Source organism: Bradyrhizobium sp. CCBAU 53351, assembly GCF_015291745.1.
Classification (GTDB): domain Bacteria; phylum Pseudomonadota; class Alphaproteobacteria; order Rhizobiales; family Xanthobacteraceae; genus Bradyrhizobium.
This window is the reverse complement of the sequence record NZ_CP030060.1, coordinates 799,638-823,384: the sequence shown is the minus strand read 5'-3', so window position 1 is coordinate 823,384 and position 23,747 is coordinate 799,638. Positions and strand designations below refer to the sequence as shown.

The 23,747-nt window shown below is 59.3% G+C and carries 12 protein-coding genes and 4 pseudogenes; 8 read left to right on the top strand and 8 right to left on the bottom strand.

What is annotated here, in order from left to right:
* Window positions 1–429: 429 nt before the first annotated feature.
* A complete protein-coding gene (locus tag XH83_RS38760) occupies window positions 430–1,515 on the bottom strand; it encodes a uridylate kinase (protein WP_128955125.1) in 1,086 nt (361 codons plus the stop codon).
* Window positions 1,516–2,777: 1,262 nt separating this feature from the next.
* Here XH83_RS38760 and rpoN point away from each other — a divergent pair.
* A complete protein-coding gene (gene rpoN / locus XH83_RS38755) occupies window positions 2,778–4,382 on the top strand; it encodes an RNA polymerase factor sigma-54 (protein ID WP_128929881.1) in 1,605 nt (534 codons plus the stop codon).
* 579 nt (window positions 4,383–4,961) lie between these two features.
* Here the strand turns inward: rpoN and XH83_RS38750 are convergent.
* Window positions 4,962–5,223: pseudogene (locus tag XH83_RS38750) on the bottom strand (transposase); the annotation flags it as partial.
* Between the two features lie 203 nt (window positions 5,224–5,426).
* Here XH83_RS38750 and XH83_RS38745 point away from each other — a divergent pair.
* Window positions 5,427–5,881 (top strand): annotated as a pseudogene (locus XH83_RS38745) (transposase); the annotation flags it as partial.
* Between the two features lie 1,019 nt (window positions 5,882–6,900).
* Window positions 6,901–7,107, top strand: coding sequence for a cold-shock protein (locus XH83_RS38740; RefSeq protein ID WP_128929882.1), 207 nt, complete (start codon window positions 6,901–6,903; stop codon window positions 7,105–7,107).
* Window positions 7,108–7,813: 706 nt separating this feature from the next.
* On the opposite strand, the gene istB is transcribed toward XH83_RS38740, so the two are convergent.
* The 4 genes and pseudogenes from istB to XH83_RS38720 form a co-directional block, all read right to left on the bottom strand.
* Complete coding sequence (gene istB, locus XH83_RS38735) at window positions 7,814–8,626, bottom strand: IS21-like element helper ATPase IstB (protein WP_206736872.1); 813 nt, start codon at window positions 8,624–8,626, stop codon at window positions 7,814–7,816.
* Window positions 8,623–10,095: an IS21 family transposase gene (istA, locus tag XH83_RS38730; protein ID WP_128955127.1), complete on the bottom strand. Its 1,473-nt coding sequence runs from the start codon at window positions 10,093–10,095 to the stop codon at window positions 8,623–8,625. Before istA ends, istB begins: the two co-directional genes overlap by 4 nt.
* A gap of 281 nt (window positions 10,096–10,376) precedes the next feature.
* Window positions 10,377–11,402, bottom strand: a complete 1,026-nt coding sequence (locus XH83_RS38725) for an IS110 family transposase (protein ID WP_164934317.1) — start codon at window positions 11,400–11,402, stop codon at window positions 10,377–10,379.
* Between the two features lie 2,105 nt (window positions 11,403–13,507).
* Window positions 13,508–14,396: pseudogene (locus XH83_RS38720) on the bottom strand (IS110 family transposase).
* A 1,734-nt stretch (window positions 14,397–16,130) separates the two neighbouring features.
* Between XH83_RS38720 and XH83_RS38715 the strand changes: the two are divergent.
* The 4 genes from XH83_RS38715 to XH83_RS40580 all read left to right on the top strand — a co-directional run bounded on the left by XH83_RS38715 (window position 16,131) and on the right by XH83_RS40580 (window position 20,787).
* Window positions 16,131–16,442, top strand: a complete 312-nt coding sequence (locus XH83_RS38715) for a hypothetical protein (protein WP_128929884.1) — start codon at window positions 16,131–16,133, stop codon at window positions 16,440–16,442.
* 131 nt (window positions 16,443–16,573) lie between these two features.
* The gene (locus tag XH83_RS38710) at window positions 16,574–17,488 is read left to right on the top strand and encodes a transposase (protein ID WP_128929885.1); all 915 of its coding nucleotides are present in this window, start codon (window positions 16,574–16,576) and stop codon (window positions 17,486–17,488) included.
* Between the two features lie 217 nt (window positions 17,489–17,705).
* Complete coding sequence (locus tag XH83_RS38705; protein ID WP_128955128.1) at window positions 17,706–18,632, top strand: AAA family ATPase; 927 nt, start codon at window positions 17,706–17,708, stop codon at window positions 18,630–18,632.
* A gap of 1,441 nt (window positions 18,633–20,073) precedes the next feature.
* Window positions 20,074–20,787, top strand: a complete 714-nt coding sequence (locus tag XH83_RS40580) for an ATP-binding protein (protein WP_128929887.1) — start codon at window positions 20,074–20,076, stop codon at window positions 20,785–20,787.
* 307 nt (window positions 20,788–21,094) lie between these two features.
* Here XH83_RS40580 and XH83_RS38695 read toward each other — a convergent pair whose 3' ends face one another.
* A complete protein-coding gene (locus XH83_RS38695; protein WP_128929888.1) occupies window positions 21,095–21,475 on the bottom strand; it encodes a response regulator transcription factor in 381 nt (126 codons plus the stop codon).
* A gap of 56 nt (window positions 21,476–21,531) precedes the next feature.
* On the bottom strand, window positions 21,532–22,203 hold the full coding sequence (locus XH83_RS38690; RefSeq protein ID WP_164934295.1) for a response regulator transcription factor: 672 nt from the start codon (window positions 22,201–22,203) through the stop codon (window positions 21,532–21,534).
* A 776-nt stretch (window positions 22,204–22,979) separates the two neighbouring features.
* On the opposite strand from XH83_RS38690, the pseudogene XH83_RS38685 reads away from it, so the two are divergent.
* Window positions 22,980–23,726: pseudogene (locus tag XH83_RS38685) on the top strand (IS256 family transposase); the annotation flags it as partial.
* Window positions 23,727–23,747 lie beyond the last annotated feature (21 nt).

The following is a 23,747-nucleotide window of genomic DNA, read 5'->3' as shown; positions in this document are numbered from 1 at the left end:
AGCTTCAGTCGACTAGCTCCCTGGGGACGGGCCTAGTCGTCGGGCAGGTCGCCTACCCGCATCACACTGCGGCCCAGGTCAACCTGGACTCGGATACGGATACGCTAACCGCCCGCACTCACGGTGAGCCCGGCTACAGAACCAGTAGGCTAACGAAGGCCGTTTGCATGTTGGGCGCGCGGTAATTGGTTGCGCATCACTTGCCTGGCAGGCACCTGGCAGATCGTGCGTTCTGGCGTTGCGTAACTCAACTGCCCAGTAGCGGAATGCACTTATCGAAGGATCGGTCCGCTCGGCGATGGTCATCGTGACAAGCCATCTCAAGACTTCTACAAGGGAGGTGAAGTTGCCGCTGACGACTCATTTCCGCGGTGAGTAGCCGGCTCTCCCGACCTGCAGCGCGGTATATCGCCAATCAGGAGGTGATGGCTAGTGAGGTGCTTCCACCCCACTAGTGCGGAGCTCTGCATGGACCCTCTGAGCACAGTAAGAAGCGGCCTCAAGATCTCGCAATTCGTATGTCTTTGGCTTGGACCCGGTGAGCGCTAAAACAACAATCTTCTGCGCACTCCTCACGGGGTGGATGCCTTCCCGATGCAGAGCGGTAAGCGCGGCCTCCGCGTCATGCGTCAAATACCCCTCGGGGCTTTCATCCTGCTCGAGATCGATCCACATGATACCAAGCCTTCGTAAAACGTCTTCAGCATTACGTTTTTCGAAGACGCTTTGAAATGCAACCCGTGTTGCTGACGGGTTGATGACCACGCAAACCCCGCCTCCTGCGTCAGTCACCAAAGTACCGGCCATCTCATTCGGCAGTAACGATTTGCAGGAGATGGCTATTCTCCGGCCGGCAGCATAGTCGATTGCGCCATGGTGAAGCACTTTCGCCCCGCAGCGTGCTATCCGACTTGCGTTGGCATAGGAGACTGTCGGGAGCAGCCTTGCTTGCCTCACAATCCTCGGATCGGCGGAGTAGATGCCACAGACATCCGAGTAGACTTCGCAAACGCCACTTCCCACCATATCGGCGGCTATTACCGCAGTCAAATCCGAGCTATTGCGGCCGAGCATTGAGACCCGTCCACCTTCATCCAGACCCTGCGCTCCGGCAAGGATTACCACGCGGCCATAATCGAGCGCCTTTAGCAGCGGTTTGTTGTCGACCTCCTCGATGACCGTCCTACCTAGAACCAAGGATGTCTTGATTCCAATCGAATAGCCAAAGAGCGATGATGTCGGCACCGAGTGTCTTTGCAATGCTGCCTCAAGAAGTCCAGCGGAAATCATTTCTCCCGCTGTCAGGACGGTGTCCAAGGCAACGGTGCTGCAGATTTCATTCACAGAGAGCGCTAGAGACTTCAGTACGTCCGTCTGGCCGTGCATCGCGCTAACGACGACCACGACTTGCCGCGCGTCATTTGCAAGCCTATCTACTATATGTCTGGAGACAGCGCGGTACGCCTCCGCATCACGAAAGCTCGATCCCCCAAACTTCATTACTTTGATTGACATGCGCCGTGGCCCAACGTGCGAGATCACTTGCTTTAACTCACCCGGCGCCGCATTAGATCAGACGACGAGCCGCTTCGCGCGCTCGACATCCGGCTGCTTCTTGAGAGCTGCTCCTCGCGCTAGGCTTGTCATCGTCGCAGCAATAGCTGTACCACGAGATAGCTCACGATTAGCGCCGCCCGGCATCTCGCTGGCGGCTTGGGCGTGTTGCGGCAGCACAGGACGATGCACCTAAACAATGGCGCGCTAGTTGCCTGAGACCTCCATCCCGCGTTGTTCGATGTCGCCCATCTTGATTGTTGCGGTTGCCACAAAGGTCGATCGGGCCGCTAGTTCACACACCGCAGCGAGCTCCGTCGTACTGCATCACTACCTGAGATCATCAACAAGGGACATGAGCGGCATCCGGCGTACTGGCTTGGCACACCTCTTGCTGATGCTTCCACTGAACAGATCTCGGGAGGCCTCTTGCTCAGTCCGTTGAATGATGTCCGGCACGCCGCGTTGTTGCTGCCCGGTCTCCGGCACTTGCCGCCCCAGACCTGCGATGGAGCGACGTGTTTCGCCCGGTTCACTCGAACGGGCGACCCACTGCGCCGAGCCAGAATTTGGCCAAATACGGCCTTGCACGGAAGAGCTCGCCTCTGGGAACGCGTTCCCAAGATGGTGCTGCGACCGCAGCGGCAAGCGGAGCGTTGCAAAAAGCGCTCCGGACCCTATGCCACCCTCGGCGGGGACAGCACCAAGCGATTATATGCGCTCTACCTCAGCCCGGGCCCCGCCGGGACACAAAGCCCTCGCTTTTTTTCAGCTGGAGCGACCACCGCCGGTAAGCAGTCCGGTCCTGCGCCTGTTAACAATCGAGGCGCGCCAATCGTGTCAGGCCAAGAACGTATTGTGTGGAAAGGCCGGACGATGACACACGCCTGCGGCGTAGGTCGCCGCGACAACTTCGATGCGAAACCCGGCAAAAACTATGGCCTCTGGCAATCAGAACGCAGATTCTATTTGCCAACTGGACAGTTCATTGTCGTGGCGCCCTCGTCTCGGTTCACCAGAACCAGACTATCAACAGCAGGCCGCATCCTTGGCCTCCCCACAGGCGGCCATCAAACATTCTATGAAGATAGAGCGAGAGGGGACTCTGCGCCTGTAGGGCGGGAGATCGCCTTGCGCTTCCATATCCACAACCGTCTGCGTGCCGAACATCAATTGGTAACTCGCATACAGACGCCGTACATCAGCCGGGGAGAGACCTTACAATGAGCCTGGGATATCAGCAGAATGTTCGGCAATCGCAATCAGCCGTACTATCGCCGCGCCTGGCGAAGGCGATAAAGCTGCTGAAATTGTCTAATCTCGATCTGGCTGATTTCGTGGAGGAGGAGCTCGAGTGCAATCCATTGCTGGAGCGCGACATAGACATGCTGACGCAAGAGGATGCCGGAACAACGACCGACCTCTTCAGCGAAGCCAGCGGTCCGGACGACGCTAGTGATCTTGACAGCGACGCGTTCGACAATAGCCAACAAGACGGCTTGAGCGTAGACCCTGGCACTCGCCCCGAGCTCGACGCGGCGCCCAGCCCGGAGCTTGACGATCTTCATTCCGAGCCATTTGATGAGGACATTCCTCAGAATTCGGACCAAGATCGGCTGGACGTCGGCACAGAGGCGTCCCGCAGCCGATCTTGTCAGGAAGACTATAATCTAGAGGCGTGCGTACCGAAAGAGATCACCCTCCGCGATCATTTGACCGAGCAGCTCGGACTCGCGCTGACGTCGCCCACAAAGCGACTCATCGGACGCTATCTAATCGACCTCGTCGATGACGCCGGATACTTGCCGCAAGACCTAGGAAATGCCGCCAAACGGCTGGGGGCCTCGCAAACAGATGTTGATCTCGTTCTGGCAACATTGCAGACGTTTGACCCTCCTGGCGTCTTCGCTCGTTCTTTGAAAGAATGTTTCGCGATCCAGCTGCGCGAGCGCAACCGCTATGACCCAGCGATGCAGGCACTGGTTGAGAACCTCGCTCTTGTACCTGAGGGGGTTCCTGCCCTGCGCAGCGTTTGCGGAGAGAGCGATGAGGACATCGCCGATATGATTGCGGAACTTCGGTCACTCGACTCGAAGCCGGGACATAAGTTTGGTTCGGTGCGCCTGGAACTTTTGATCCCAGATGTCTTTGTTCGCCGGGGTCATCACCACAATTGGGTAGTCGAGCTGAACAGTGAAGCGTTTCCCAGCATTTCGCTGAATCAGGTTTATTATCGCGATTTCAAGGGCAAAATGCGCAACCGTAATGACAAGGCCTACCTGGCCAATAAGTGGTCTGATGCACGCTGGCTGGTAAGTTCACTTGAGAGACGTGCGAACACAATCTTGAAAGTTGCGAGCGAAATTGTGCGTCAGCAACATGACTTTTTCTCCTACGGCGTAGAGCATCTACGACCCCTCAATCTGAAAGCAGTGGCCGACGCCGCGGGGGTGCATGAGTCCACCGTTTCACGCGTAACGAACAACAAGTACATGGCCTCCAATCGTGGACGGTTCGAGCTCAAATACTTCTTCAAACCATCCATTGCTTCAGCCGTCGGCGAGACGGCTCACTCGGCAGAGGCTGTTCGCCACCGCATTAAGAGGCTCATCGACTCCGAGGCCCAAGCATCAGTGCTCTCAGATGACGCAATCGTCGAGCTATTGCGTTCCTCTGGGATCGATATAGCGCGCCGGACGGTCGCAAAATACCGTGGCAAAATGGGCATCCCTCCGTCCGTGGAGCGACGGCGCCAGAAGCAAGCTGCTCTCGGCTATGTTTCCTCAACGACTCCGCTCAATTCCCCAGACCGTACGGAGGCGGCTTGATCCTATTGAAGGATTTCGTTCACAGCGGCGGAGAAACGCATAGTTGAGCTGTCAGGCAGGACCATCAAGCTTGCTAGGCGCCGGGGATTGCCCCCAACCGCCTAAAGCCCTTAGATTGAAGACGGCCAATTGGGGCGTTAAGTCGCCCCGACGGCCGTTCTGCTAGGCTCAGGGGCAACGGCTGCATCCTTTCGCAGCCCCGATGGCCCCGCGTGAGCGTGATCCTCTCTCAGGCTGCTACGCGATTTTCATAAGCAAGAAATGGGTTGACTGGTTTAAGCAGGGCATCCGAAGCATCGATTGGAGCTCTGCCGCTAAATTGCTTGGTCAACCCTGCACTGATGAACCATAAGATGCCATCGGCGAGCATCCTGTGGGACGCTTGAACACTTCGTCTCACAAGATCGCCGTGTTGATGCCTAGGCCGCTCCTCGACGGGTAGATACCGCGCCTCAAATGCTGAGAAACGAAGAGACGTTCGATCCAATTGACGCAAGCTCCGCTGCCAGCACCCTGCCGGGGCATGGTGTAGCTGACGGTAGGTTACCTGCGATTTTCCGGCAGGCGGGTCGGAAGGCATCAGCCTGCCACGTCGGGCAGACCGACGATGAATTCATCGCTTAATGGCGCGATGCTTTCCGGCGTCATGTAGCGGGCGCCTGGACCGCACATTCGTCGTTCTGCTCGACAGGGTCGCATCGATTAGGTCGGCGATTGCGTCTCCGTTAGGGAAGATGCCGACGACCTCGGATCGCCGCTTGATCTTGCCGTTGAGGCGCTCGATCGGATTGGTAACCGGTATTTGAGTTTCTCGGTGCCGATGTCCCGCTGCGATATTCAAGATAGTGGCGTATGGTGCAACCATCGGGAGAGAGGCACCGGGAGCACCAAGGTGCGGGCAGGCCGATGCATACGATCAGCCACGAGCTCGGGTTAGTAGCTGGCCGCCTCTGCGACCAGCCCGGTTGCGCTGAGAGCGCGCATCCGTAGTTGTCGTGTCGCCCGTAGCTCCCGTCATGTGGTCTGATTTGGCAGGAGGTGCAAGTGCGACGGGTGATTGACATCGACGTCCGAACCTCGGAGAGGTGGTGGTTTGGGAGGATGGCAGCCTCCGACATGCGGGCCGTATTGATATAGACGCGGACTGCGTTGGACGGTTTTGGCAAGACCCTGCTGGCCAGTGATGCGGTGGTGGTCGAAGCGACCGCGAACAGAGTGGCGGTGTCGCCGGTTCTGGCGTCGTTCGTGGCACGCGTGATTGTCGCCAATTCGCATCAGGTGAAGGCGATCGCCCAGGCTCAAGTCGAGACCGACAAGATCGATGCCGGCACACTCGCGTGTCTGCAGGCGCCCGCGGCACCTGCCGCAGATCCGGACGCCTGACGCAGAGACGGAACGCAAGCGTCGGCTAGCGGCGCGGCGCTACCAGGTCGTGCGGCATCGCGCGGCTCAAGAACGAGGTGCAATCGATCCTGCACGCGCACCTGATCCCGAAGTGCTCCAGGCCTGCTCGCGGTCCCCGAGATCGTCCGCGCCACTTGTCGGGCCAAGCGCGCGTCCGCCGGGTTTCAGCAACGGTGCGCTTGATCTAACACCAGGCAGTACGATTATTGTTAGTTTTGCGCCAGCTGCCCATGTTAGATGTCCAACGATGGCAGCATGGGCGCTGCAACTGCTGCCGCGCATACCGTCATGGACCGCCTACATGCGGCAAGAGCCTCTCCCTCATAGCGCCAGGACCTATCTCAGGAGATTGAGCGTCACTCTCAAGCTTCTGGGCAACGGCCCAAATGTTCTGCGGCCGAGGCAATGCTGCGAGCAGGAGCATAGTCTCTCCCACACTCCTACATCACCAGAACCAAAACGGCAGAGCAACCTAGTCGGCAGTTGGTCCCGTTGTCATAAGGCGCGGCACGCTACTTGCTTAACGGCCAATGAGAATAGATGCATTGGTCTCTCGCGAGAACAGGTGCTCGATGACTTTTGTCAGGATACTTCTGCCAACACTTTGGCGCCGAGGCGCTGCAATCGCAAGCGGCGGTGCATCTTATATCCGAAGTAGCGACATGAGCTCTCGCTTGGATTCCATGCGAGCGGCCACAGCTGCCCCCACTAGCGCCGTGTCCGCTTTCACCGCCGTAGATCTCATCCAAACCGACCGGCGCACTTGCTCGACCGCTTTGCGCCGAGCGGTGCGCCTGACGGCGAATGACGGTCACCACCACCTTTCACTCTTCTTCCAACCTGCGTCGCTCGGACATGCGATAATGACGCCTTGCGTTGAGCAACGGCAAGCTGACAGTGCACCAAAGTCCGCAATCTTGTCGCGCCGCGATCGCACTTTTCATGGAGCACAAGCGAGCGCATCAAGTGAGATACGCAATTGTATGGCATACCGACGGCTTTTTACCTTCTTTCGCAATCTTACATTGTTCTACAGCGCCCTTGCGTGCGGCATGAGCTTCGCTGGCTGAGTGCGTACTTTTTGTTAGCTTTTGAAGACGCCGGAGTTCGACACATGGCAACAGGTATCGTGAAATGGTTCAACGCAAGAAAGGGATATGGCTTCATCAGACCGGATGACGGAGGTCCGGACGTATTCGTACACGCCAGCGCGGTCGCAAAAGCCGGAAGAAGCGACTTAGCCGAAGGCATACGAATTTGCTACGAGCTCAGGACCAGTGCGGCAGGCCGAACCTTTGCAGAGGACCTCAGCATCCCCTAGACCCTTTGTCCGCCCTGTGAGGTGACGGGCGGCCCCGCGGCAAGCTCCTATCGAGGGTTGCGCCGGATGGTCCGGCGCCGAACCCCAAGCATGGGGAGCGGGCCTGATGAACCATAGCATTTTCGTAGGGCTGGATGTACACAAGGCAACGATTTCGGTTGCGATGGCCCAAGGAGTGCGCGGCGAGGAAGTTCGCAACTTAGGGATCATCCTAATCGCGCCGACCAATCAACAAGCGGGCAAAGAGCCCAGGTCAAGCTGTGCATCCTCTATCACCCCTTGTCGGCGGCCAGCAAAGCCGGGGTGATCGTCACCACCGCCATTGCACGCGAGATGGTCGGCTGCCTGTGGGCGACGCTCTTCAAGTAAGAACTCGGCCCGGCCGCGTGTGAAGAGCGCTGGTCGAGCGTATCGGTGCCAGGGCGGGAGGCAGGGCGCGGTGGGGACTCCTCGTATGAGCCGGCATTGTCGACGCTCGCTCGCAGATCTCGCCGCAAGTCCAGCACGGGACCTATTTGACGCTGGATCGAACGAAGCCACGTCTTGTGAGCGTGTAACTATGGGGGCTTGATCTAGGCTGTAGCGCGGCAATCTGGGTAGGAAGTGCGCGGCAATCAGGATGGCGAGGCGTGTCGCGGCCTGATGATGATTGCCGCGATGATTGTCGCGCGCAAGAGTTTTGTTGAACTCTGATTGTCGCGCAGCGTCAATCAGCGACGGTTTTGGGTGTCGCGTGCGATGGCGGCCGTCCGGGACCGCGTTTTCGTTCGAGGGCGGTCCGTCTGCGATAGCTCTCGACGTTCATCTCGACGATGGTGGCGTGATGAACGAGGCGATCGATAGCGGCCAGGGTCATGGCGGGGTCCGGGAAGACCCTGTTCCATTCGCCGAATGGCTGATTGGCGGTGATCAGCATCGAGCGGCGCTCGTAGCGTGCACTGATGAGCTCGAACAGCACGCTGGTCTCGGCCTGATCCTTGGTGACGTAAGCGAGATCATCAAGAATCAGGAGATCGAAGCGATCGAGACGATTGATGGCCGCCTCGAGGTTAAGCTCGCGTCGCGCTAGCTGGAGCTTCTGCACGAGATCGGTGGTCCGGGTGAAGAGGACGCGCCATCCGTTCTCGATGAGGGCCAGGCCGATCGCTGCCGCCAAGTGGCTCTTTCCGCCGCCGGGCGGGCCGAACAACAGCAAATTGGCGCCCTTGCCCAGCCAGCTGTCACCGGCGGCGAGCGCCATCACCTGCGCCTTTGAGATCATCGGCACGGCTTCGAAGTCGAAGCTGTCGAAGGTCTTTCCGGTGGGCAAACGTGCTTCGACAAGGTGTCGTTCGGTCCGACGGCGGCCGCGTTCGGCAATCTCGTGCTCGGCGATGGTCGCGAGGAAGCGGCCGGCCGGCCAGCCTTCCTTGTCGGACTGTTCGGCAAATTGCGCCCACAGCACCTTGATGGCAGGCAGACGGAGCTCATTGAGCAGCAGATTGAGGCGCGCGGCATCAACCGTGTTCGTTACGCTCATGCGGCACCTCCGGTCTCGGCGGCACCGATGAGGCATTCGTAGGTCGCAAGCGGCACGAGCTGCACCACGACGTTCGGCAGGTTGGCGGGATCGGGGGCGAAGTAAGCACGTAGCCGGTTGAGGTCGGGCAGTTGGCCGGCCTCGAGATCGGCGGTGAGCTGATCGGCGAGTTCGGCCTCGCAGCCGCGTTCATGAGCGAGCGCGAGGAGATCGACCATGATCCGGCTGGCTTTTTTGTCCGGCAAGCGTTCGCGCAAGCGATCGAAGGTCTTCCGATAGGCATCCCGCGGGAACAGCTGATCTCGGTAGACCAGATTGAGAAGTGCCATCGGCTTGCGCCGCAGGGAATGGATCACGTGCCGATAATCGACGACCTGGTCGTACTTGCCATTGGGATGCGGCCGCCCACGCGGCAAGGTGACGAGATGGGTGCCCCCGACGAACACGTCGAGACGATCGTCGTAAAGGCGCACCCGCAGTCGGTGACCGATCAGGCGCGATGGCACCGTGTAGAACACCTTGCGCAGGGTGAAGCCGCCGGACGAGGTCACGCGGACGATCACCTCTTCGTAGTCGGAGGTGCGCCGATCGGGCAGCTCCTGCAACACCACGCGCTCGCTATCGATCCGCTTGGCGTTGCGGGCATTGCGGCGGCTGACGATCTCGTCGATGAAGCCGCGATAGGTGGCAAGATCGTCGAAGTCGATAGTTCCGCGCAGCAGCAAGGCATCCGCGATTGCTCGCTTGAGATGACCGTGGGGCCCTTCGATCGAACCATTCTCGTGAGCAACGCCTCGATTGTTGCGGGAAGGCCGCATGCCGTAATGGGCACAAAGGGCCTCGTATCGCTGCGTCAGATCGTCCCGTGCATCACGATTGAGATTGCAGAATGCGGCCGACAGACTGTCGGTCCGATGCTCCCGCGGCGCCCCACCGAGCGACCAGAGGGCATTCTGCAGGCCTTCCGCCAGGGCGACGAAGCTCTCGCCGCCAAGCACGACGTGGGCGTGCTCGAACCCGCAATAGGCCAAACGGAAGTGATAGAGACGATGATCCAACGGAGCACCCGCGATCGTAACACCCAACTCGTCCATGTCTGTGAAGTCGGAGAGGCCGAGTTGGCCAGGCTCGTGGGTTTGGCGGAAGATCACCTCCTGCTCCTCGCCGTGGACCGCCCGCCATGCACGGATCCGACGTTCCAGGGTACGACGGATACCGATGCCGAGATCCGGATGACGCCGTAGCATCTCCTCGAACACCGCCACCGGGCGTAAGCCAGGTGCCGCCTTCAGGATCGGGACGATCTCGGTCTCGAACACCTCGCTCAACGGGTCCGGTCGTTGCCGGCCGCGGGGCGCCTTCCTTTGCGATGGAAATCGGGGATCTCTCTCGATCCGATAGGCGGTCGACGCACTGAATGACGCCTTGGCCGCCGCCACTGGCGGGCTATCGGTCTGACGGTACTTCATGTAGAGCCTTCTGTGGTTGCCGCCCGCAATGCAAGAAGTTTCTGACCCTTTGGCGTGTGATCGAGTGCGGTCTTCTGTCAGGCCTTCCTTTACGGCATTTTCAGAAGCCGCTGGCCGGTATGGTGATCCGCGGACCAGGTCCAATTCTCATCTCCGAGCACGTCGGCTCTTTGGCTCTAGCTGGTTTCCTGATCCAGATCTGTTCGATCGTTGCGCCCATTCGGGTCGTCGCCTTCTCACACCCCCTTCGCCAACGTCAGGCTATTTCGTGCTGCATGCAGTCATGCCGTCACTGCCTGCGCTGGGTTCCGATAATCCTCCTTCCGGGTGAGCATGGCCCAAATCGTCCGAGCCATCTTGTTCGCCAAGGCGATCGCCACAAGCATGCGCGGCTTCCTCGCCAGCATCTGCGCCAGCCAGGATCCGCTAGGGATCGACTTGCGCCCGAGCCAGTTCAGCCGCGACATCGCCCCAACGATGAGCAACTGGCGAATGTCCGCCTGTCCTTCCTTCGAAACGCGTCCGAGCCTTTCCTTTCCCCCTGAGGAATGTTGCCGTGGGACCAAGCCGAGCCAAGCCGCGAAGTCTCGGCCACGTCGAAAGGCCGCCATGTCGGGCGCGAAAGCCTCGATCGCGAGTGCGGTCAGCGGGCCGACCCCCGGCATTGTCTGCAGCCGCTGCGCCGTGACCGTCCGCGTCGCCAACTTCTTGAGCTGCTCTGCCTTGGCATCGATCCGCTCCGTCTTGTAGGCGATCTGATCAATGAGACTCCGACATTCCTCGCGGACCAGTTCTGGTAGATCGCTGTTCGGATCTTCGAGGATTGCGTCAATGCGTTTAAGTTGTTCGATTCCTTGCGGGATGATATGGCCGAATTCGTAGAGAACAGAACGCAGCGCATTCACCAGATCGGTGCGCTGATGAACAAGGCGCTTCCGAGCCCGAAAGAGCACTGCCCTGGCCTGCTGTTCTTCCGATTTCGGCTCGACGAAGCGCATCTCGGGGCGCTGTGCCGCGATCACGATTGCTTCGGCATCAGCCGCGTCGTTCTTTTGGCGTTTCACAAAAGGCTTCACATATTGCGGAGCGATCAGTTTCACTTCATGGCCGAGCTTGACCATCTCCCGTGCCCAATAGTGGGCGCTGCCACAGGCTTCCATCACCACCACTGCCGATGGGTGGCCCGCCATGAACTTCCGAAACTGAAGCCGCGACAGTTTCTTTCGAAATTTCAAGTGTCCCGCCATTGACGCCCCGTGGAGCTGAAACACATTCTTGGCTAGATCCACTCCGATCACCGTATCCATCAATTTGCCGTCCTCTTCGCTTCGGGGTTCAAACACTGCGTTCTTGGCACATTACGATGCCGTCTGGGGAGGGCGGCAACCATCCCATCTCATCTGGTGATCTGTGATGTGTCGGCCGGGCAAGCGAGTGATTCCTCTTGGCGGAAGAACCACTTGCATAACCCCGCCGGCCGCGATCACCAGTCGGCGCGGTCCTCCTCGGGATCGCGCCGACGCTGGGCTCGTAACTCCGGTCGGGCTACGCCCTCCCTCCGTCACGAGCCCAGCGAAACTCTCTCACCTTGATTGACGCTGCCTTCCATCCTGATCGTCGCGCGACACTAGGCGCCCGTCGGCGCGATTGACTCGATGTCCGCGAGCGAGTGTGGCCGCCGGTTGTCGCTGAACTGGCAGCAAAGAACGCTGCCTATACCGGGACGCGACTTGCACGAGCGGCTCAGGCGCCACAGTTTGCTCGTTTTGACCGATGGCGGCGACGGTGCGAGGAACGCGATGCTCCAGCTGAAGCGGCAGGCCTGCTGTAGAGTGAGGGCAGCTGTGCTACGTCTGATTATGGGATCAACACCAGAACGCAACTGACGTCCCCGTCTGTCAGACTCGGGACAGTTGTCGCACTAACATGGCGTCGCGACGCTCTCGCAATGGTGCTCAGAATCCCCTAACTCATTTATACGTGTCAGAACTGTCATGCTCCCGCCGATGGCATCGGACTTGCTGATCCTCTCCTTGAGAGGCTTGCCCGGAGCTACTCCGGGGAGGTTTATTTGGCCCTGGAGGGGAATTGTAAATGGCGGAGAAGGCGTGCTCGAGATGCGGTCGATATCAATAAGATCAGGCTACGCGCTGACCAATACGTCCATTATCCAAGATACTGTTCGACCGATCCCACCTTCGGGCGCTCACGACCGCCTAAAACGGTAAAGCATGGAGCGCGCGGTGATCTTGGCACTCTGCGTGGCCGCTCTCGCAGCCGGTGGAGTGCTGCTTTCGTTCGCCAAGCAAGCGCTATACGTCTTGGCATTGGGGTAGGAAAGTAGCGTAGCGATCATGTGGCTGTGGCACTTGATTGGCGGCAGCCAATATTTGGATCAGCAGCACTGGCTGCGCAGGCCGCCAGGCGGGAGCTTTTTGACGACATCTTGGAGCCGACTGTCGAAACGACCGTGATAAGGAGTCGAACGATGAGCAGCTGGAAGTCCCTATTGAGCTGTACGGTGGTGGGAGTCCTGATGGTTGTCCAGTTGGAGCTGGCGACGGCAGCGCCGATGCCGAGGAGTGTCGGAGTCGTGCAGGCCTTTCCTGGAGGCACGACCACGATGTCCCCTGTCTCTCACTGCAACTGCGAACGGAGGATCTCCAGTCTTGCAAGAGCCGAACTCTTCCGTGGCGCAAGTACGAGCGGCGGCTGTTATGGCCCTTATTGCGTATATGCGGAGCCGCCTTATGGATACCCTCCGGTCAGTTATGGCTGCAGTCCGTACCATACCGGCCCGCGGTCGTACCCGTTCCGCGCATATCCCTGCCACGGTTATAGGCACGGTTGTTACGGACGCCACTGTTGTTATCGCCAGTACGACTGCCCGGATTTGTGACCGACCGGCGAGACGAAACTGTCGGCTACTGGTGAAGCGGATCTATAGCAAGGAGCAATATAAATGACCCCGATGTATGGTCCGGCCGTGCGTTGCAAGTGGTTTCGCCGAGCTGGCGGTGAGCGGTCTTGCATCAATGTATCCGGCCTTTGATTGGAGCATTTGCTCCGGCCACCATGGATATCAGCGCGCGTGCGTTCTCGTTAGCGGACAGGCCTCGATTGGACCATTCGGGTCACCAGTGTTCGCATGCGCCGGGAAGACCGAACCTCCATCTCGTCTCATCCTCTCGCAGACCTCGGCTGGAAATTATTGATAGGGGCTTACGTCATCGCTTGCTCCTCATTTTGCTCAGTTCCTTTGTTCGAGCCAAGGGCCGTTCCTTCGTCCCGGCCCGCAGAACGTCGATCGCGTCGCGCGCAGGGGCGGTCAAGGCCAGCCGTCGCGCTTGGCTTGCGGCTGGCTCCGGCGTTGCCAGGCTGCGCCTTGACCGCGCCCAGCACGGCGCGAGGATCAAGCGGGTCGGACGCCTGCATCGTCAGTCCTCGTCAGCTCGAAGGCGCGTCCTTTGGCCAGCACCGCCCAGGCGATGCGGGCAAGCTTGTTGGCGAGCGCGATCGCGAGCACGTTGTGGTGCAACCGCCTTTTGGCGGCTTCGATCCAGGACTTGAGCCCATAACTTTCCCAGTTCTTTATCCTGACCAGCACAACGCACGCCGCCTGCACGAACAGAACGCGCAGGTAGCGATTGCCGCGCCTCGAGATTTTGCCGAGGATCGTGCGGTCTCCCGTCGAGATCTGCTTGGGCAAGCCAAGCGCCGAAGTCGCGGCCTTTGGAGAATACGTCTCCGGTGCCGATCGCGGCCACCATGGCGCTCGAAATGATCGGCCCGATGCCAGGCACCGTCATTAGGCGCGAGCATGCCTGATCTTGACGGGCCAATGCTTCAATCTCGCCGGAGAGGCCATCGATGCGCTGATCCAGCCGGTGCCAGTCGCCTGCCAGCTCCTCGATGACACGCAACATGCGTGGCGACAGGGCATCGGCGCGCGTCGCAAGGATGGTGGGCAGTTCGGTGCGCAAGAAGCCGATACCTTGGCGCACGGCGATCCCGCGCTCCAACATGAAGGCGCGAATCTGGTTGATGATGCCGGTGCGTTGCGATACCAGCCGCTCGCGCACCCGGTGCAGCGCCTGCAGATCCAGTTGCTCCGCGGTCTTGGTCGCCACGAACTTCATCGTCGGGCGCTGCACGGCTTCGGCAATCGCTTCGGCGTCATTGAAGTCGTTCTCCTGTCCCCTGCTATAGGGGCGGACATATTTGGCCGGCATCAACCTCGCATCGTGACCAAGCGATGCGAGTTTGCGGCTCAGGTGATGTGCGCCGACGCAGGCTTCCATACCGATCAGGCAACGCGGCAGATTTGCGAGCCGCGCCTCCACTTGCCCACGCGGTCACTTTTGACGCAGAACGATGGCGCCGCGCGCATCGTGGCCGACGACGTTGAACGAGTTCTTGCCGATATCGATGCCGATCACGGCGATCGCGGTATTGGGTGTCTGAGACATGGTGTGCTCCTTGTCTTTGCCGCCCCTTACCAGCTTCGCTTGCTGGCGGGGGCAGGAGGCCCATTAGCGGAGCTCGGAAGAGGAGGCGAACATGCCGTCGATATCGGGAGAATCAGGCTCCGCGATGACCAATATGTCCGTGAGTTTATTCGAACCTGATAACGACGTTCCAGGCGGCAAGCAATTGTAAAAGAGAACGCATGGAACACGTGGCGTCTAGGCACTCCGGGGCGTCGCTCTGTCGAGGAATGTCTTGGCCATCTCGCTGTCAGTCATGCAGGTATACGTCGGCATTCATCTCCAGTGCCGGATCGAGGTCTGCATCCAGGTGCATCTCCGGCGCCGACATGCTCCGGCAACACTATCCATGCCTGTTGCGAGTGACTGTCGAGTTACGAAGAACTCATGACCGCACATGGACGCATGGAGCACGCAGAGCATGCTTTGCTGATCGCCGTGCTGGCGCTATTCCGGTATCCTGGGCGATCTCGGACAAGCTCGGTAAGAGTGCACAAACCGAAGCGATCAGCAAACCTGTGGACGCCGTCATCGACTGGGCCTTGTTCATGGCCAAGACCAGCCGCCGCACAATGGTGGAGATGGTAGCTGAGCTGGAATCTCCTGCGGCGTCTATGTCACGCGTTCGCCGAGCTTCGACAAGCCAGGCCGATCGCCAGGACGGGCACTACGTTGGGGCCGGCAGCAATCACGCCCTCCCGCTCGATGCCGTCGGGAGCGCTGACCTAAGCGATGTGAGGTTGATACTTTGTGCCTCCGTTATGAAAAGGCTTGAATCGCACCTAGCGTCACATTGTACGATCCTGGAATGAAGTCGAGACCTCTGGTGAACCAACGCCGGCTACTCCTTAGCACCTGGGATGGCATACTTGGCTGTGGAGTTCTCGTATCTGTTCTAGTGGAAACCGGATGAAACGCGCGCTTTTGACTACGGCCGCACTGCTTTTGTTGGTAGGCACTGCTTCAGCCCGCACGCAAGAGGGCCCACCGGAAGGCGCGCAGGAGCCCCCCGCCCGGGAGACTCCCTGGGACCCTGATGACCCGGGTGCGGCGTGCCGCCGGGTGCCGGTTCCTTGTTCTGAGGAAGAGAGAATTAAACATCCAGGCCGGCTGATTTGCGGCCATCAACGGCGCGGCAACTGCCGCACCTGACAAAGAGAGCCCGCCGACGACCGTGCAACTTGATCGATCGGCCGCTATTTGGACTTGTGTTAGTTACCGCCGTCCACATCGAGCCTCGACGTCAGCACACCGAGGCCTACTCACCGCGCCGCAACCTAATCTCGGCAGAGGCTACACTTATCGATGCGGAGATTCCGTTCCGGACAGCAGGGACCATAAGAGCCCGTCGATGGGGATAGTGCTCTAGGGTTGGGTGATGGCTCCGCGACAGCTGCAATGTCGCGGTCGATCTCTTGCGCAAGCGAGGCCAGTTCGCTCCTCGCAGTATCCACGATCCATTGATCGAGACCGAAAGCATCTTTGCCCCCATAACAAAGCCGTGAGCCGTCGAGCGAGCTCGCCGGCGGTGACGAACTTGCATTCCAGATGACTACTGTCCTGACTCACAAGTTCGCAATCGTAAAATCGCATTGGATTCGCTTGGTTGTGCCAGAGCTGGGTGCTGGAATAGCGACGAAGGATTTGATGTCGGTCCAGCTACTTGCGCCCCTGATATTGAGCGATGATGAGCGTGCCGCACTGACGTCACTGACGAAGCGGCGGAACACGGCGCAGGCGCTGGCTCTGAAAGCCCGGATTGTGTTGACCTGCGCGGAGGGAGGACAGAACAAGAAAGTGGCGGCCAAGCTGCGCCTGGAGCGGCGGGACGGTAGGCAAGTCGCGCCACCGTTTTTGTAGAGCAGCGCGTGGCCGGGCTTCACGACGAGCCGCGTTCCGGGGCTCCGCGCACGGTTGATGATGTCCGAATCGAAGTCGTGACCGTGCGAACGCTGGAGAACTGCCCCGCCACGCATTGGAGCTCCCGCAGCATGGCAAAGGCGAGCGGTCTGTTGGTGTCGACGGTTCAACGCATCTGGCGGGCCTTCGGGCCAGCCGCATCGGATGGAGACGTTCAAGCTCTCGACAGACCCGTACCTACTGGCCAAGGTCCGCGACGTCGTCGGCTTTACGTCTCGCCGCCGCAGCACGCCATCGTCCCGTGTGTGAGCGACAAATCCCAAATCCAGGCTCTGGATCGCAGCCAGCCGATGTGGCCGATGCGACCTGGCCAGCCGGCCCGAAGGAGCCATGACTACAAAAGGCATGGCACCACCTCGCTGGTCGCGCCCTCGATATTGCGACCGGACGGGTCATCGGCAAGTGCTACCGACTTCACCGCGCCGCCGAATTTTGCAAGCTCCTCGACGAGACCCAGCCCGCGCCGGCTCGACGTCCATCTCGTCATGGACAACTACGCCACGCACACGACCCCGCTGATCCGGCGATGGCTAGTTAAAAGGCCGCGTTGGCATGTGCACCTGACCCCGACCAGCTCGTCATGGCTCAATCAGGAGCGCTTCTTCGAGCTCCTGACCGACAAGAACATCAGGCGCAGCGTCTATCGGAGCATTGCCGCCGTCAGGGCCGACATCGCTTCATTCATCGAACGGCACAACGCCGATCCAAAACCATTTCCATGGACCAATTCAATCGAGCGCTTCTGCCGATCCAATGCTCTGGTTCAGGACACTAGACTTGCAGCAGCACCCAGTGTGGGGCTCTGCGCATTTGGCCATAACGTTAATCATGGGCATGTACTCGAAGAGCGACCAAACACAGTTCGGCCCGCCGAACGGAATCGAGGCAAGAATGTGTCGACCCACGATCACGAGGATAAGTCTGGCCAGACCGCCCAACTGCTCGCAACGGCCAGGCCACTGAATGCCGAAGTGATACTTCATTGAAAACAAGAACGCCGCGGCATTGCTTGGTCGATTTCGGACAAGTCTGTCGAATTAGCCACACATCGGTGTCGCAACGGGTGAATACATAAGCCTTCCCTTCACCAGCCACGTGACTGCCGCCGGTCAGGATCGCGGTCGCTATACGGACCTCGTTTGCGATGGCACAACTATTGCTACCCCTTTACTCTGACACTCCATCTAACAATCGAGGAAGTACATGAAAGAGGCCTTCTCCGTAAACGAGAACAAGGACGAGTGCGTGGACGAGTGCGTCGACGAGTGCGTGGACCAGTACATGGATCACGAATTCCATCTTAATGCTGCGCTGTGGGCGCGGAGCGGCACGACCTTCCTCCCAGTCTCTGACGCTTCCTTGGAATTGCCAGCAGGTGCTTATCGCTGCCGCGAAAATAGTTGCACCGTTTTTTTCGAAAAGGTGCCGACTGTAACTGACACGCTCTTGAACTTGCCGGACACCGCCGCGGAGAGGCTTTTGGTCGAGTTCGACAAGTTCTGGGCTCTGCGCGAGAAGTACGTCGAGTACGGCTTCACGCACAAGCGCGGCATGCTCCTGTGGGGCCCTCCCGGTAGTGGCAAGACCTGCGCAATCGGACAAATGACACAGGTCGTTGTCCGAGATCATAATGGCGTAGTTGTCTTTATCGATCGCCCGCAACTGGCTAGCGCGTGTGTCGGTCTGCTGCGTCGCATTGAGCCCGAGCGGCCCGTGGTCATGGTTATGGAGGATCTGGACGAGCTCGTGGAAAGATGGGGCGCTGAGCACTTTCTTGCGTTGCTCGATGGCAACGCGCAAACTGCGAACGTGCTGCACGTTGCGACCACCAACCACCCTGACCGTCTGGACAGGCGCTTTGTCGATCGCCCTTCTCGCTTTGACACCATCATGGAAGTTGGTATGTCGTCCGCCCAGACCCGCCGCGCCTACTTCAAAGCCAAGGAGCCATCGCTTGACGATGCTACGCTCGACCGCTGGGTCGAGCAAACCAAACGCTACAATATAGCACATCTGCGAGAAGTCATCATTGGCATTAAGCTCTATGGCCAGAATGAGCGATCAGTGTTCGAAAGGTTGAATAGCATGCGTCAGAATCGCTTCGACTGCGAGAGCGAGGACAAAGAATGATGTCTTACTCCTAAGCTATGGCGACGCTGATCCTGTTTTAGGACCCGAATAGCTCGGCCGGAAGGTGGTGGCTCGGCACGCGTCATCCGGGTGTCAACTCGGGGGACGGACAATGGAGCCCTGCCGCCTGAGGCAAACGTACGCTACGCTCCATTGATCCTGACGAACCTCTGGCGGGGGTACGGTCACCCTGCGGCACGTTTCGTCGGGCCTTCCGCTGGCGCTACCGAAGCACGGACGCGTCGATCAAAACAGCGGTCTTCGAGCTTTGAATACCCGGGAAGGAGTACGTAGCTTGATCGTTCCCGTCATTAGTGTGACCGTCGCACTTCAAACATGATGCGGAGCCGAACCATGGCGGATGAGCAGCGAGCTTCTGTCCAAACTGCACGCAGGATACTCTATTTTACAAGGTCCTACTAACCCTTCAGCGTCGCCTTAACTCTTCGCGAAACGAGCAGGCGAACGCGCTGCTGCTTGCATCGGCCGTCAGCACAGCACGAACTGACGACGTCGCAAATGCCTAGTAACGAAAGGAGCCGGTCATTGCGCAACCCCGGCCAGCTCCACGGCCGGCCTTCTCCTCCGTTCCCCCCGGGGGCGAATTTGCACGGGGCAACCACCGCACGTTCGGGAGCCTCCACATACGCTCTCACCCTGACCGTCGCGCTAGGTCGTTCTCGATCCGATCATGAGAGACCGTGAGATATCGTATGGAAGAGTTCACTCCTGCGCGCCTTTTGCTTCGTGGTCTCAATCCAGGAGTGTATAACGATGCCTGCCCTGCGGGCCAGCCGAGAGGCCTCAATCAAAACCACGGCGCCAACTCGCCCTTCGCAAATGCGGCGAGCAGCTTCTCGAACCCGCGACGCGCGGTGCCACCACCAAAGCGACCGAGATCATGGTCGATCACGCTCACCTCGCTCCAGCCAAGCTGCCGCGCACCGTCACCTAAGCCTTACTGCCGGCGCGGTCCACTCGGTTGTTGATAACCTGGTCGTCCGCCGACTGACGAACGTGCACGATGGCCCGGCGAGGAGCGTGCTCAGGCGTGTTCTTGCTCACCGCTGTCCTCCTCATGTCGTTTGCGTCGGTCACCCCGTCGGTGAGCGATTCGGTAGGAAGCTCCTTCAACAGCTCCAGCGTTGCTGGCAAGTTTCAATCGGAATGCTGCTGCATCTTGGAGGGCTCTCGAACCGATCTCCCTGTGAGGTGACGCGCTCGCCACGACGACGTCCCCACAAATGGGACGAATAACCCTAAGAGGAGGATAAAACCGCGTCGACAAGAGCGCGCACCTCCAGCGACCGTCCACCGCAAGCCGCGGAGCAGGGATCAATCGGAAGGACGCGGTGGTGCACCGTCCATGCCGGCAGGAGCGTTAACATCCCATCAGGTTGCCTGATAACTAAATCGGTCTCACCCTCAAGCCGCTTGCAAGGTGACAACGACGACTAACGCTGCGCATTGCGGATGGAACGGGGAGGATCTCAATCGGGCTCCTAGACATCGGCCAACGCTGGTTGCCCCGGGGACTGGCAAGACTAACCTCGCGATCGCAATTGCCCGCAGCTGTGTCCGCGCTGGCGCCCGTGGCCGCTTCTACAAGGACGTCCACCTCCTCAACAGGCTAGGAGCCGAGGTCCGCGATGGCCGCCAAAGACGGCTCGCCGATCACCTGACCCGGTTGGACTTCGTTGTTCTCGACGAGCTCGGCAATCTGCCATTCGCCCAATCCGGTAATCAGCTCCCTGTTCCACCTCATCGGTCGCCTACGAGCGCACTCGTGCTGGTGACCACCAATCTGGTAGTCGGGAATGGCCGAGCGTCCTTGCGGACACACCAAGATGACCACCGCGCCGCTCGACCACCTGAACCTTCATTAGGATATTATCGAAAGCGGAATCGACAGTTGGCGCTTCAACAGTCGGGAAGAAGATCACGCCCGAACGCGCGCTCCCCGCGTCTCCGCAACCCCGAAATTGTGAACGTTAATCGACATTCCGACATTCCGAACTTGACGGCCACTTCTCGCCTTAGGGGGAAAACCATCGCATTCGCGTTCAAGACGCACCGCCCACCGAATCTCCCTTATTCGGCAATAGTCAGGAAGCGGACGCCGGAAGCGTACGACTCGCCCACGCTCAGCCTTTAGGGACCAGGGCCGAGAGTTAAACCCGCCGAAGATGTTCGGCGACCGCTTCATGATCAACGATGTGCGACTTCGCCCGAGCGCCTCAACTGGAAACAGCTTTCACTTGAAACTGCGCAGTAAGATGAGCGCGTCGGCAGGATTTGGCCGCCAAGATTAACTGCACTGAACATCAAGGAGCCTCCGTCAACGCACGCGTGCATCGCAATTGCAAGAGTTCCGATTAGGACGTAACGTGTACCGCGAGTGCAGGCGATTATCTCAGACTCACCAATTCCGTTGAGGTGCTTTCCGCAAAGAGTGGTCGCTTTCATTTCCTTGTGTCGTCAAGTCCTTCGAGCGCTGCAATGAGGCAGTTGATCAATGTCATTGTGGTAAATGGTTTAGCGAGAAGGCAAATACCGCCAGCTTCGATTGCGCGGGCGCGAACTGATCTCTCTGCATTGGCCGTAATGAAGATAAACGGCGTTTGACGACCGTCGTTTCGCATTTGCCGTAGCAGCTCAAGCCCGTTCATGAAAGGCATCTGGATGTCGGCGATTACACACGACGTGGCAGCCAGCACCTCCGAGCGTAGAAACTCTGGGGCGGATGCAAACACTTGAACGTCGTAGCCGCGAGAGGACAGAAGGTTGTTCGTGGCGGCACGAACGGACGGATCATCGTCAATGATCGAGATGAGATGAGGCATTATAAGCGGAAAGCCTTTAGCTGCAGCGCTATCCAACCGAGAGCCGCCGCTCGTACTCAGGTTTGCACGTTTCCATTTGAGCGGGACAGGCCCAGCAACTCAATCATTCTTATGAGATCGGCGAGCGACTTAGCGCCGACTTTGCGCATGGCTTGGCCACGGTGGACTTTGACGGTGATCTCGGCGAGGCCGAGCTCACCCGCTACTTGCTTGTTCAAGAGCCCTGACGCAACCAGCGTCAGAATATCACGCTCTCGCTGCGTCAGACCTTCAAAGCGTGAGCGCACGCCGGCTCGCATCTTCTCAAGCTCTCGCCTTTGTCGATCTCTTTCGATTGCAATCTGGACTGCGCGAAGCAAATCCCGATCGCGGAAAGGCTTTGTCAGGAAATCAACCGCCCCCCCTTTCATTGCCTGTACCGTCATTGGAACATCCGCATGACCCGTTATGAAAACAATTGGCGTATGCATATTCGCGCTAGCGAGACCGGATTGCAGCTCGAGACCGCTCAATCCAGGCAACCGAACATCGAGCACAAGGCAGCTCGGCCCCTCGGGGCGGTCCGCTTTTAATATCTCCGCGGCGGAGGCAAAGTCCTTCACTTTCAAACCCGCCGATTGGAAAAGGTTCGTAAGAGCCTTCCGTATCGAGGCATCGTCGTCGACAATCAGCACCACTGCTTCGTTGTGATCCGGCACCAATTGCGATGCTTGCAAGCGCTCGTTCACGTGCCATCCTTTCAAACAGAACCATGGCAAATCCAAAAAACCTAGATTCTCGGCCTTATAACGGCTCTGCTTGGTCCGGGATGAGGGCCGATTACTGCTCTCGCCCAAAACCTACGGACTTCCGATTATAGGCCCGCTCCGGTATACACAAGTATGACCCGGGCCCTCACTGCTTTCTTCTCGAGCTACCCCTCCGAATTCGGCAATTCAACCTGACGTAGAGAACAAAGCCGCAAACGAGCGCGACCAGCCCAGACTTCCCGCTCAGGACTTCGCCTGCCCGAAGATCACCGTGCTCCGATATTCCTGGCACACCTCGATCGACAGTACCACGTTCCAACATACCAGCAAAATCAACAACCTGAATCCTTGCCGCATGAGGTGGCAAGGTACCTTGCAGCCGCCACTTGGGTTGTACAGGTCGAGGCAACTTGTTTCAGCTGAAACGGCCTGATTGAGGCAGATAGGGCAAGCCGGCGCTCCTGCGACTACCCGCTGAGAGGCGAGCATTTACACCATCTTTGCTTGCATTGCGCATACGTCACACCTTTTGGCGTTGGATTCCGACGCGGTACTCGCAACTGGCTTACCTCCTTAATCTCGGAGTGACGAGAGTGGGGTCGTGTCCCAGGGAGTGGTGTAGCTCATTAGCAAAGCCGCTCGCGACGCGCGCTCCCCCATAGCGCTGTAGCGAGCGAGCGGCTTTGCGAGTGGTCACCGATGATTCGTCGGTAAGGTTTGGATTGCGACAGCCAACCTGACTCGAGGAACCACCGATGACCGACGACATGATGAACCTGCGCACGCTCGTAGAGAAGATCCCCGATGCTGATCTGTTGCGCGAGATGATCGGCTTTGCTGCCCACCGGCTGATGGAGCTGGAGGTCGAGGGCCTGACCGGAGCCGCGTACGGCGAGAAGAGCCAAGAGCGGCAGGTCCAGCGTAACGGCTACCGCGATCGGAGCTGGGAGACCCGCGCCGGCACCGTCGAGCTGCGCATTCCCAAGCTGCGCAAAGGCTCCTACTTCCCCGGCTTCCTGGAGCCGCGGCGGATGGCCGAGAAGGCGCTCACCGCGGTGGTGCAGGAGGCCTATGTCCACGGCGTCTCGACTCGCTCGGTCGACGACCAGATGCAGGCGAAGGGCATGAGCGGCATCTCCAAGAGCCAGGTGTCGCGGCTGTGCGGTGAGATCGACGACAAGGTGAAGGCCTTCCTCAACCGCCCGATCGAGGGCAATTGGCCCTATCTGTGGATCGACGCCACCTATGTGAAGGTGCGCCAGAACGGGCGCATCATCTCGGTCGCGGTGATCATCGCGGTCGGCGTCAACAGCGACGGAAGGCGCGAGGTGCTCGGCATGGACATCGGCCCGTCCGAGGCCGAGACGTTCTGGACCGCGTTCCTGCACAAGCTGGCGCGGCGGGGATTGCGCGGCGTCAAGCTGGTGGTCTCCGACGCCCACGAGGGGATCAAGGCGACCGTGGCCAAGGTGCTCAACGCCTCCTGGCAGCGCTGCCGCGTGGGGTCGTTGAAGAAGTGGCCC